Origin of the sequence: Elizabethkingia argenteiflava, from assembly GCF_009904105.1 — a bacterium.
Taxonomy (GTDB): domain Bacteria; phylum Bacteroidota; class Bacteroidia; order Flavobacteriales; family Weeksellaceae; genus Elizabethkingia; species Elizabethkingia argenteiflava.
This window is the reverse complement of the sequence record NZ_JAAABJ010000621.1, coordinates 1-305: the sequence shown is the minus strand read 5'-3', so window position 1 is coordinate 305 and position 305 is coordinate 1. Positions and strand designations below refer to the sequence as shown.

General features: G+C 45.2%; 1 protein-coding gene. It reads left to right on the top strand.

What is annotated here, in order from left to right:
* Window positions 1-305 (top strand): transposase (locus GNY06_RS10780; RefSeq protein WP_176590016.1); only part of this gene is annotated, 305 nt, incomplete at both ends.

The following is a 305-nucleotide window of genomic DNA, read 5'->3' as shown; positions in this document are numbered from 1 at the left end:
TGCCCAAACGCCAGCTAATCATTACCGATGAGCTGGAAGGTACTATCTTATCGATGTACGCTATGGGAGTGAGTACCCGAGCAATGGGGGATTATGTTCAGCAAATGTATGCTATGGAGATTTCTCCTGCAGAGATATCCCGTATTACCGATAGTGTACTACCCGCGGTTCAAGAATGGAGAAACCGTCCTCTTGAAACCGTCTATCCATTTATATTTCTGGATTGTATGTTTTTCAAGGTAAGGGTGAATGGTGCTGTTGACACCCGTGCGATCTATAATATCCTCGGGGTTGATATCGCAGGA